The following is an 11,523-nucleotide window of genomic DNA, read 5'->3' as shown; positions in this document are numbered from 1 at the left end:
GTGTGGGGTCTCCCCATGTGAGAGTAGGTCATCGCCAAGCTTTTAATAGAGAACCCTGATCACTTCGTGATCAGGGTTTTTTTATGCCTGGAGTTGGGGAATAGGGAGATGGGCTTGGCTTAGTGCCTGCAAAGAGGGTGTGTAAATTCAAACTAATTTTAGGAAGGGATTAGGAAATTATATTGTTATAAATCAATTCAATGAACATCTCATTGTGTAATTATTATCTTAGCAACTGTCTTTGGATAGTTAGATTTTAAAGGATTAGGTCGTTGTTCTAAACGGACTTATATCGTGAAAATCGGGGTAAATGCAATGAACCCTCAAGATGCCTTCTTACATATCAATGGACCTGTGATCTTCTTTACTTGGAAGCCTAGTGAAAATTGGTCTGTCACTTATGTCTCAGAAAATATTCAGCAGCTAGGTTATTGCACAAATGACTTTACTGCTGGAGCAATTAATTATTCGGACTTAATTCACCCAGACGATTTTCCTAAGATAAGCGAAGAGGTTGATCTTCATTGTCAGCTTGGTACTCAAAGCTTTGAGCAAGAATATAGAATTAAAAATAAATCGGGTGAATATAGGTGGGTTATTGATAGAACCTTGATTCCCATGTCTTGTGGAGGTATTTCACAACACGCTTATGGTTATGTTATTGATATTACCGAACGCAAAGTATCTGATATGCAGCGTAATGAAGCTAAAGATATTTATAGCCAGCTTTTTCAGCGTAGCAAGGCAATACAGCTTCTTATCGATCCAGAAAGTAGGGCTATTATAGATGCAAATGTTGCTGCACAAACTTATTATGGTTACAGCATTGAAGAGCTGAAAAGCTTAAGCATTTCTGATTTGAACATCTTGCCTGCAGAACAAATACAGGTTGAAATAGAGAGAGCAAAGCAGGAAGAGAGAAACTTTTTTAATTTTCAGCATAAGCTTAAAAATGGTGATATACGTGACGTAGCAGTTGTATCTGGCCCTTTTAATTCCAATGGTAAAGAGATCTTATACTCCATCATTAACGACGTGACAGCGCAAAAGAGTGCTAAGCGTGAGCTTGAAAGAAGTGAGGCAATGCTTCGTTCGTTTATTTCCACTACCCCCGATGGTTTTATCACATTAGATCAATCGTTAAATATTACTCATTGTAATGTCGCTTTTTGCCAGATGCTTTCATCTGCTAGCAAAGAGTTGTTGGGACGCTCTATTTATTCTCTTTTATCTTCACCCGATGCGAGTTTGATTAATACACTTTTAAAAACGTTGCAGGATTATAAAAATTGGAGCTTGGAAACTGCACTTAAAAAAGAAAACGGTGAGCTAATCTATGCTCAGCTTTCAGGTGGGCCTATTGAAAATGGCTCAGGTGTATTTGCTTTTATAACAGATATATCAATTCAAAAACGCTCGCAAATGGAGTTGAAAAAACTATCTTTGGCTGTTGAGCACGCAGGTAGCTCTATTATGATTACCAATAAGCAAGGAGTTATTGAATATGTAAACCCTAGCTTTTGCAATATTACTGGTTATCTCTCCTGTGAACTAGTAGGGCAAACTCCTTCCATTGTAAGTACAGGGCATACATCAGAACAAACTCATAGAGATTTATGGCAAACAATTCTATCGGGCAGGGACTGGCGAGGGGAAACCTATAATAGAACCAAAAGTGGTGCTTTTTATTGGTCCTTTATGTCGATATCACCCATTAGCGATGAAGATGGTGAGATAACGCACTTTGTGAGTGTTAGTGAAGATATAACTGAGCAAAAGAAAGTGCAGAATCAACTCGAAAAGCTGGCGTTATATGACCCTTTGACTGGGTTGGCAAATCGCCGATTATTTAATGATCGACTAAATCAGGCAGCAGCTGTTTGCTTACGCTCTTCTACATCTGAGTTAGCTTTAATTATGCTCGATTTAGATAAGTTTAAGCTGATTAACGATACGCTTGGGCATGATGCGGGTGATGAGCTATTGAAAGTGATTGCTGAGCGGTTACTTTTATGTGTACGTAAGTCAGATACGGTTGCCCGTATTGGTGGGGATGAGTTTACACTTTTATTGCAAAACGTTAACGGACGTGATGATGCAAAAAAAATTGCCGATAATATTTTGGATGCTGTAAGTAAGCCGCTATTAATAGCTAACCAGAAACTTAAGGTGACTTGTAGTTTAGGGGTTAGTCTATTTCCTCAGGATGGTGGTGATTCTGAAGATGTTATTAAAAATGCAGATCTTGCTTTATATCAAGCTAAAAAAGAAGGAAGAAATAGGTATATGTTTTTCCTTGATGCATTTAGAGATGAAGCACTTGCCCAAGTTGCATTGCAAGCGGAGTAATGGCTATGTGCTCCTTAAAAATGGAACTTTTCTAACTCAATAGATTCTCTTTACTTTACAATACGTAGTATTTTTCGCACATGCGTAATATATTTTATGATCAATGCTGTGATTGCTTTCCTGCCGTCATGGCAATTTGGTAAAGTAGTCGCCCAGAATTATTCACGTGTTGATTAATTACCCAGCAGTTGAGGTTAACGGCAAGCGCTGTTGGGGTTAGTTATGTGCCGGTTTTTGTAGGTTAGGATTGCTGAATGGCAGATGTTTGTTTTCAGATGAAAGGTACCGCTGTGACAGCGGTTGTTATGGATCTTTATGATTATTCTTGTGCTGCTTTTTTTCAGCAACTAAAGGAAAAAATTGATTCAGCGCCGCAGTTTTTTAATGCATCTCCTCTAGTACTTAATTTGTCTCAATATAATGGTGTTTTACAGCCAGACCAGCTTATTCAAGTAGTTGCATCGTGCCGTGAGCTAGGTTTGCAGCCAATGGCATGTAAAGCAGTTGCTGATGATTTGCTCAGTACGGTTCGACAGCTTGGGATGGCATCATTACCTGCATCGAATACGAGAGCGACTGAAATACAAGCTGAACCGGTTTCGCATATACAGCAGGCCGAATTTCGACCGAGTATGGTTATTACTAAACCCGTTCGCTCAGGCCAGCAGATTTATGCAGAAGGTTCAGACTTGATTTTGATGGCCGCTGTTAGTGAAGGGGCCGAAGTATTGGCGGATGGTCATATACATGTTTATGGTCCGTTACGTGGTAGAGCTTTAGCGGGTGTTAAAGGTGACACTGATGCACGTATTTTCTGTCGCCAAATGGAAGCTGAATTAGTCTCTATTGCTGGCTATTTTATATTAAATGATACGTTGCGAGAGCAGTGCTGGAAGCAGCCAGCGCATGCGTTTTTAGAGGGTGAATCCATTCAGGTTGCAGCTATTTAAATGCTGCAGTATGGGTTGACTAAATCGGGTTATGAGGAATAAAAGTGTCTAAAATTATAGTAGTGACCTCCGGTAAAGGTGGTGTAGGTAAAACAACGACGAGTGCTGCAATCGCAACAGGCTTGGCACTGCGTGGCTTTAAAACAGTTGTGATAGATTTTGATGTGGGCTTACGTAACCTTGACTTGATCATGGGTTGTGAGCGACGTGTCGTATATGATTTTGTTAACGTTATTAATAAGGAAGCGAGCTTAAATCAGGCGCTGATTAAAGATAAGCGTACACCCGGTTTATTTATTTTACCGGCGTCACAAACTCGCGACAAAGATGCTTTGTCGATGGAGGGTGTACAGACGGTACTGAATGACTTAGCGAAAGACTTTGAATATATCATATGTGACTCGCCTGCAGGTATCGAGCAGGGCGCCCAGATGGCCCTGTATTTTGCAGATGAGGCGATTGTGGTGACTAATCCAGAAGTTTCTTCTGTGCGTGACTCAGATCGTATTTTGGGAATTCTACAGAGCAAATCATTAAAGTCTGAGCAAGGTGGTTCGGTTAAGGAGCATTTGCTACTGACTCGTTATAACCCAGAGCGTGTAGCTGCAGCAGAGATGTTGAGTGTTGCCGATGTTGAAGATATTTTGGCTGTTCCTTTGTTGGGAGTAATTCCAGAATCTGAGGCTGTACTTAAAGCATCAAACCAAGGCGCTCCGGTGATCTTAGATCAAGACTCTGAAGCGGGTCAGGCATATCTTGATGCTGTCTCGAGACTGTTAGGCGAAGAAGCAGAACACCGTTTTCTTGAAGTTCAGAAAGTTGGTTTTTTGAAGCGCTTGTTAGGAGGTAAGAAGTGAGTATTTTTAACTACTTTTTGAAGAAAGAGAAAAAGGCATCAGCATCAGTAGCTAAAGAACGCTTACAGATTATTGTTGCTCATGAGCGTAATAAGCGTCAGCAACCGGATTATCTGCCGTTAATGCAGCAAGAAATTATCGACGTGATTCGTAAGTACGTGAATATTGAAAATGACCAAGTGTCGGTGCAGCTAGATAACAATGACGACTGCTCAGTACTGGAGCTTAATATCACATTGCCGGAATAACCGTTGTGTGAATAACGCATGGCAAATAAGTATGAATAAATGGCTTGGCAGTTTTACAGTAATGTTTTTAATACTGTAAATAAGTCGTTTTTAGACGGGAGAGGAGAGTGACTCAGTTTCGACCTTGTATCGATTTGCATCAAGGCCAAGTGAAGCAAATTGTTGGTGGTAGTCTTAATGATGACGGCGCAACAACAAATTTTGTGAGCGCCTATGATGCGGCTTATTATGCACGCTTGTACCATGAGTATAACCTTACGGGGGGGCATGTTATCGCGCTTGGTTCTGGGAATAAGGAACAGGCATTATTGGCCTTGAATACCTGGCCTGACGGGTTGCAGTTTGGTGGAGGAGTTAATCATGAAAATGCTTCTGATTTTCTTCAAGCAGGCGCTTCTCATGTGATTGTTACCTCTTATCTTTTTGAAAATGGCCGCTTCTCATGGGAACGCCTTGAGAAGATTAAAGCTGAAGTAGGTTCGCAGCGGTTGGTTTTGGATCTTAGCTGTCGCCGCACAGATTCTGGTTGGAATATAGCAACGAATCGTTGGCAAACCGTGACTGAAACCCGTATTGATCTAGAGACATTGCGTGAGCTTGAAAAGCATTGCGCTGAGTTTTTAATTCATGCAGCTGATGTCGAAGGCTTGCAAGCAGGTATTGATAAGAACTTGGTTAAGTTGCTGGGTGAGATAGTTACTATACCTGTTACTTATGCAGGCGGTGCACGCTCGCTTGACGACCTACAGCAGGTCAGTCTTTTGTCAAATGATAAAGTTGATTTAACCATCGGTAGTGCGTTGGATGTTTTTGGTGGCTCTGGTGTGACGCTTGATGCGTGTATTGATTGGAATAAAAAAGCTACATCGTAAAGCAATAAGGTTAGCTTTAGACTAGTTGGTTTTTCTGCAAAACACGGTAGATCTTTCGACTGGTCTTGGCTAGTTTTTCAATGTCCCCCAAACCTGGTTTTTCTCCTTGCTGCAGCCGCTGCTCCCAATCACCTATTTCTATATCAAGAAAATCTATCAGCTTTTTTGAGCAACCATTGCAGATGCCAGAACAGAGGTCACTGACAGGAAGCTCAAAAGGAATTGCAAAGCGTACTTCCTCAATCAGTTGTTCCATGGCTGTTGTGGCGTTGGGTTTCATTGATACCTCCTGTTTGGTTAACGCCTAAGTTAGGTCTTATTTTAAAGTGTTTAAGCTAGTTAGCATTGATATATAACAGTTTTGGAAATGAGTCTGCTCATGTATTCCTATTTAGAATTCAAACTATAAAAAATATGAATTTGTATAATTCGTAGGGCTCGATTAGGATGGCGATATATTAAAGATTGCATGCTAATAAGTGGCGTGCAAACAGGGTTCTAACTAGTTTGCGTAGCTACTTAGAAGCGTTTTTAGCCAGATACAGGAGAGGGTTCTGATGGCGAGTAAGACATTATATGACAAATTATGGGATCAGCACCTTGTTCGTCAAAATGAAGATGGTAGTGCATTAATCTATATTGATCGGCAAATTCTTCACGAAGTTACGTCGCCACAAGCCTTTGAAGGGTTACGTCTTGCTGGTCGAAAATTATGGCGTATTGATGCCAATTTGGCGACACCGGATCACAATGTACCAACAACAGAGCGTGCGGGTGGTGTCGGCTTAATCGTAGACCCTGTATCGCGCATTCAGGTACAAACCTTGGACGATAACTGTGATGATTTCGGCGTTGTTGAGTTCAAAATGAATGATACACGCCAAGGTATTGTTCATGTTGTGGGCCCAGAGCAGGGAATGACTCTTCCTGGGTCGACTGTTGTTTGTGGTGACTCTCATACTTCTACGCACGGTGCGTTTGGTGCGTTAGCGCATGGTATCGGAACTTCTGAAGTTGAGCATGTGATGGCAACTCAGTGTTTGATTGCTAAGAAAATGAAAAACATGTTGGTGCGTGTCGATGGCCTGCTAGGTGTTGGCGTTACCGCAAAAGATGTTGTATTGCATATTATTGGCGTAATTGGTACAGCCGGTGGTAATGGCTGTGCTATTGAGTTTGGTGGCGAAGCAATTCGTAGCATCTCAATGGAAGGTCGGATGACGATTTGTAATATGGCGATTGAAGCCGGTGCTAGAGTAGGCCTTGTTGCTGTTGATCAGACAACCATTGACTACTTTAAAGGGCGCCCGTTCTCACCAACAGAAGCTCAGTGGGATGCGGCAGCGACTGCATGGAAAGGTCTAGTGTCAGATGATGATGCTGAGTTTGATACGGTTGTTGTTATTAAGGCTGAAGATATTATTCCTCAGGTTACGTGGGGAACATCTCCTGAAATGGTGGTAGATGTAACGGCTACAGTGCCTAACCCTGAGAAAGAATCAGACCCAACAAAAGCTGATGGTATTCGTCGTGCCTTGCAGTATATGGGGTTGAATGCTGATCAGAAGATTACAGACATTCAGTTGGATCGTGTATTTATTGGTTCTTGTACTAACTCGCGTATCGAGGATTTGCGAGCAGCGGCTGATGTGGTTAAGGGGCGTCAAGTTGCTTCGACAATTAAGCAGGCATTAGTCGTTCCAGGATCTGGATTAGTTAAAGCACAAGCAGAAAAAGAAGGACTAGATAAAATATTTGTTGAAGCGGGCCTTGAGTGGCGTGAACCAGGTTGCTCTATGTGTCTGGCAATGAACCCTGATAAGTTGGGGAGTGGTGAGCATTGCGCTTCTACCAGCAACCGTAATTTTGAAGGTCGTCAAGGTTTTGGTGGACGTACACATCTTGTGAGCCCTGCAATGGCCGCAGCGGCAGCTGTTACCGGACACTTTGTTGATGTTCGTGAATTGATGAGCAGCTAAGCCCGCCGTGGCTTATTGAGAAGGAAGAATATAATGAAAAATTTTACTAAAGTAACCGGTATTGCTGCACCGTTAGATCGTGCCAATGTTGATACTGATATGATCATTCCTAAGCAATTCTTGAAGTCTATTAAACGCTCAGGCTTTGGTCCTAACTTGTTTGATGAATTGCGCTATTTAGATGAAGGTCAGCCTGATCAGGATTGTGCGGGTCGCCCATTAAATACTGAATTTGTCTTAAATCAAGATCGCTATCAAGGTGCTGCCGTATTGTTAGCACGCAAGAATTTTGGTTGTGGTTCAAGTCGAGAGCATGCGCCATGGGCATTGGATGATTTTGGTATTCGTTGCGTGATAGCGCCTAGCTTTGCTGATATTTTCTATAACAATTGTTTTAAAAATGGTTTGTTGCCCATCATTCTTAATGATGAACAGGTTGATCAATTATTTTGTGAAGTTGAAGCTGTTGAAGGATACCAGTTAACAATTGATCTTGAGAAGCAAGTTGTTGTTACGCCAAGTGGAGCTGAAATGGAATTTGAAGTAGATTCTTTTCGTAAGCATTGCTTGTTAAATGGCTTAGATGATATTGGTTTGACGCTTCAAAATTCAGCAGATATAAAAGATTATGAAACACGCCGTCGCCAAGAAGCTCCATGGTTGTTTGACGCCATCAAGTAATAGAAGTAGATAAGTTAAGGGTTTTGAAATGAGTAAAAATGTTCTGATTTTGCCAGGTGATGGCATTGGTCCCGAAATTGTAGAGCAGGCTAAGCGTGTTTTGACGCTAGTGAATGATCAGTACTCACTAGGGCTTGAATTTACAGAGGCGCTAGTCGGTGGTGCGGCCATTGATGCCGATGGTGTACCGTTACCTGAAGCAACGCTAGAAGCTGCTAAAAAAGCAGATGCTATTCTTCTTGGTGCTGTTGGCGGGCCTAAATGGGATACTATTCCTGATTTCCAGATTCGCCCAGAGAAGGGCTTGTTGGGTATTCGTTCCAGCTTGGGTTTGTTCGGTAATCTACGCCCAGCTATTCTTTATCCTCAACTAGCGCATGCCTCTTCATTGAAGCCTGAAATTGTTTCAGGTTTAGATATTTTAATTGTTCGCGAGCTGACAGGTGGCATCTATTTTGGCCAGCCTCGTGGTGTTCGTGTTAAAGAGGGTGGCGTTCGCGAAGGTTATAATACTTATGTGTATGATGAAAATGAGATCCGTCGTATTGGTCGGGTAGCATTTGAAGCGGCACGCCAGCGCGATAAAAAACTGTGCTCAGTTGATAAAGCTAACGTACTAGAAGTAACAGTACTGTGGCGTGAAATTATGGAAGAACTCGCTAAGGAATACCCAGACGTAGAGTTAAGTCATATGTACGTTGATAATGCCGCAATGCAGCTGGTTCGTGCGCCAAAACAGTTTGATGTTATGGTTACTGGTAATATGTTTGGTGATATATTATCAGATGCCGCAGCAATGCTGACGGGGTCAATCGGCATGCTTCCTTCAGCATCTTTGGATGTTAACGGTAAAGGGATGTATGAGCCATGTCATGGTTCTGCACCAGATATAGCAGGTCAGGGCAAGGCAAACCCATTGGCAACCATTCTTTCAGTCGCTATGATGTTACGTTACTCTCTAGATGAAGGTGATACAGCAGATAAAATTGAAGCTGCTGTGAGCCAGGTTCTGGATCAGAATTTACGTACCGTTGATATTATGTCTGATGGAATGACAGCGGTTACTACCGCTCAGATGGGCGATGCTGTCGTTGCTGCACTTAAAGGCTAATTTTAATCAAGCTTTAATTAGAGCATAATGTGTAATTGGTCGGCTTTTTCGGAGGTCGGCTTTTGTTTTTATGTACTTTGTAATTTATTTAATTGGGGATACCAATGAAACGTGTAGGTTTTGTCGGTTGGCGCGGAATGGTGGGTTCCGTGCTGATGCAACGCATGATGGAAGAGCGCGACTTCGATTTTATCGATGAGCCTGTCTTTTTTACTACTTCACAGGTTGGCGGAGCTGGCCCGGATATTGGAAAGTCGATTCCGGCACTTAAAGATGCCACCAATATTGAAGAATTAAAATCGATGGACGCTATTATTTCCTGTCAGGGCGGTGACTATACGAAAGAGGTATTCTCTAAACTACGTGAGTCTGGTTGGCAAGGTTACTGGATCGATGCGGCTTCTTCATTGCGTATGGCTGATGACAGTATCATTGTATTGGATCCAGTAAATCGTCAGGTGATCGACAAAGGCCTGGCAGCAGGCGTTAAGAACTTTATCGGTGGTAACTGTACTGTTTCTCTAATGCTAATGGGTTTGGGAGGGCTGTTTAAGTCTGGCCAGATTGAATGGTTAACATCGATGACCTATCAAGCCGCTTCCGGTGGTGGGGCGCGTCACATGCGTGAATTGATCAGCCAGATGGGTGTTATTCATAATTCTGTTGCAGATCAAGTAGACGTTAATGGCGCCATTTTAGATATTGATAAGCGTGTTGCGGAAACCATTCGCGGTTCAAGCATGCCAGTAGACAACTTTGGTGTGCCATTAGCTGGCAGCCTTATTCCTTGGATCGATGTCGCATTGGAGAATGGACAAAGCAAAGAAGAATGGAAAGGCTTTGTTGAAACTAACAAAATTCTTGGCCGTTCTGAGAGCCCTGTTCCAATTGATGGAACGTGTGTGCGTATCGGTGCTATGCGTTGCCATAGCCAAGCATTCACTATAAAGCTCAAGCAAAATCTTCCGATTGACGAAATTGAAGCAATGATCGGTGAAGCAAATGATTGGGTTAAGGTTGTTCCTAATTCACGTGATCTTACGGCAGCAGAGTTAACGCCTTCAAAAGTTACTGGCACATTGAGTGTTCCTGTAGGCCGTTTGCGTAAGATGAATATGGGTGGTCAATACCTAAATGCTTTCAGTGTTGGTGATCAGTTGTTATGGGGTGCGGCTGAGCCGTTGCGTCGTATGCTACGAATCTTGCTTGAACAAGCCTGATAAAATTCACATTTAGTTTTCAATAGCCCGACATTGTTCGGGCTGTTTTGTTTTGAGGGTGTAATGGATAGAGTGTTTGATGTTGTTGTTGTGGGCGCCACCGGATTGGTTGGTGAAAGTATTTTAAGTGCTCTTGAAGAAAGAGCTTTTCCAGTAGGGGATGTATACCTGCTGGCAAGTGAGCGCAGTACAGGTACAAAAATTACTTTTAAAGGCCAGACGTTGACAGTACAAAGTGTTGTTGACTTTGACTTCAGTCAAGCACAAGTCGCTTTCTTCTCTGCCACTGAGGAAGTTGCAATTCAGTATGCACCAATCGCAGCAGACGCTGGATGTGTAGTTATCGATATGAGTGCAGCGTTTTGTAATGACCCTGATGTGCCTTTGGTGATCCCAGAAGTTAATGCATATAGAGTTGCAGACTTCTCTATTAGAAATATGATCAGTATTCCTGATGCTCCTCTCACGCAGTTGTTGTTGGCGTTAGCGCCAATCCATCGCTCTGTTGGCATTGAAAGCATTAATGTATCAACGTATCAGGCTGTATCAGGCGTTGGCAGAAAAGGTGTCGGAGAGCTTGCTAAGCAGACAACACAACTGCTCAATGCAAAAGAAATCGAGTCTCACGTCTTTAGTAAGCAAATTGCTTTCAATGTTGTTCCTCATGCCGGTAACTTTCTTGAAAATGGCTATACTCAGGAAGAGATGAACTTGGTGTTAGGTGCGCAGAAAATTTTGGATGATGCTTCTGTGCGTGTTAATCCTACCTGTGTTCGTGTGCCGGTATTTTTTGGCCACAGTGAGTCAGTCTCCATCGAGACCCAAGCATATATTAGTGCTGATGAAGTGACGGAAATATTGCAGGCTGTTGAAGGTGTTGAGGTCATTGGTAAAAATCCTGAAATGGATTTTACAACCCCAGTTACAGATGCTGCCGGCAGTGATGTTGTATATGTAAGTCGTGTTCGTGAAGATTTACATGGTCATCAAGGTATAAGTTTATGGATAACGGCCGATAACGTAAAAAAAGGTTCTGCTTTGAACGCAGTGCAGGTGGCTGAGTTAGTTATAAATGACTACCTGTAAAGTGCTAGATCTGCCGCTTGATTGATAAATATGGGTGTAATTAGTCAAATTACACTCTTATTTGCTCAGTTTCTTGACCGATTGGCACTTATTAACAATACTTTGATCACATATCGGATCGGCAACTTGCTGATTATGCAAGAAATAATCAGTAAGTAACTTAAGGAAAA

At 42.3% G+C, this 11,523-nt stretch carries 11 protein-coding genes; 10 read left to right on the top strand and 1 reads right to left on the bottom strand.

The genetic code is table 11. The features are described from left to right. The first annotated feature begins 294 nt into the window (after positions 1–294). From G511_RS23455 to hisA, 5 genes are all read left to right on the top strand, one after another. Entirely contained in the window at positions 295–2,349 is a 2,055-nt protein-coding gene (locus G511_RS23455; protein ID WP_156905255.1) for a PAS domain S-box protein, read from the top strand. Positions 2,350–2,603: 254 nt separating this feature from the next. Beyond that, positions 2,604–3,299, top strand: coding sequence for a septum site-determining protein MinC (gene minC / locus G511_RS0119205; protein ID WP_028471085.1), 696 nt, complete (start codon positions 2,604–2,606; stop codon positions 3,297–3,299). 44 nt (positions 3,300–3,343) lie between these two features. Further along, entirely contained in the window at positions 3,344–4,156 is an 813-nt protein-coding gene (gene minD / locus G511_RS0119200; RefSeq protein ID WP_028471084.1) for a septum site-determining protein MinD, read from the top strand. Beyond that, positions 4,153–4,404 carry a cell division topological specificity factor MinE gene (gene minE / locus G511_RS0119195; protein ID WP_028471083.1) on the top strand — a complete coding sequence of 84 codons (252 nt, stop codon included), beginning with the start codon at positions 4,153–4,155 and terminating at the stop codon, positions 4,402–4,404. The genes minD and minE overlap by 4 nt, the downstream gene beginning before the upstream one ends. Positions 4,405–4,511: 107 nt before the next feature. Beyond that, positions 4,512–5,276, top strand: coding sequence for a phosphoribosylformimino-5-aminoimidazole carboxamide ribotide isomerase (gene hisA, locus G511_RS0119190; RefSeq protein WP_028471082.1), 765 nt, complete (start codon positions 4,512–4,514; stop codon positions 5,274–5,276). Between the two features lie 16 nt (positions 5,277–5,292). On the opposite strand, the gene G511_RS0119185 is transcribed toward hisA, so the two are convergent. Continuing rightward, positions 5,293–5,556, bottom strand: coding sequence for a hypothetical protein (locus G511_RS0119185; RefSeq protein ID WP_028471081.1), 264 nt, complete (start codon positions 5,554–5,556; stop codon positions 5,293–5,295). Between the two features lie 277 nt (positions 5,557–5,833). Between G511_RS0119185 and leuC the strand changes: the two genes are divergently transcribed. From leuC to G511_RS0119160, 5 genes are all read left to right on the top strand, one after another. Further along, on the top strand, positions 5,834–7,255 hold the full coding sequence (leuC, locus tag G511_RS0119180) for a 3-isopropylmalate dehydratase large subunit (protein WP_028471080.1): 1,422 nt from the start codon (positions 5,834–5,836) through the stop codon (positions 7,253–7,255). Between the two features lie 33 nt (positions 7,256–7,288). Next, the gene (leuD, locus tag G511_RS0119175; RefSeq protein ID WP_028471079.1) at positions 7,289–7,936 is read left to right on the top strand and encodes a 3-isopropylmalate dehydratase small subunit; all 648 of its coding nucleotides are present in this window, start codon (positions 7,289–7,291) and stop codon (positions 7,934–7,936) included. 28 nt (positions 7,937–7,964) lie between these two features. Then, entirely contained in the window at positions 7,965–9,047 is a 1,083-nt protein-coding gene (gene leuB, locus G511_RS0119170) for a 3-isopropylmalate dehydrogenase (protein ID WP_028471078.1), read from the top strand. A 104-nt stretch (positions 9,048–9,151) separates the two neighbouring features. Continuing rightward, positions 9,152–10,267 (top strand): aspartate-semialdehyde dehydrogenase, encoded by a 1,116-nt coding sequence (asd, locus tag G511_RS0119165; RefSeq protein WP_028471077.1) that lies wholly within the window; start codon positions 9,152–9,154, stop codon positions 10,265–10,267. Between the two features lie 63 nt (positions 10,268–10,330). Next, positions 10,331–11,353 carry an aspartate-semialdehyde dehydrogenase gene (locus G511_RS0119160; RefSeq protein WP_028471076.1) on the top strand — a complete coding sequence of 341 codons (1,023 nt, stop codon included), beginning with the start codon at positions 10,331–10,333 and terminating at the stop codon, positions 11,351–11,353. Positions 11,354–11,523: the final 170 nt, after the last annotated feature.

The sequence above is a fragment of the Neptunomonas japonica DSM 18939 genome, from assembly GCF_000422765.1.
Classification (GTDB): domain Bacteria; phylum Pseudomonadota; class Gammaproteobacteria; order Pseudomonadales; family Balneatricaceae; genus Neptunomonas; species Neptunomonas japonica.
Note: the sequence above shows the minus strand (reverse complement) of the source record. Positions and strands in the feature narration are given on the sequence as shown.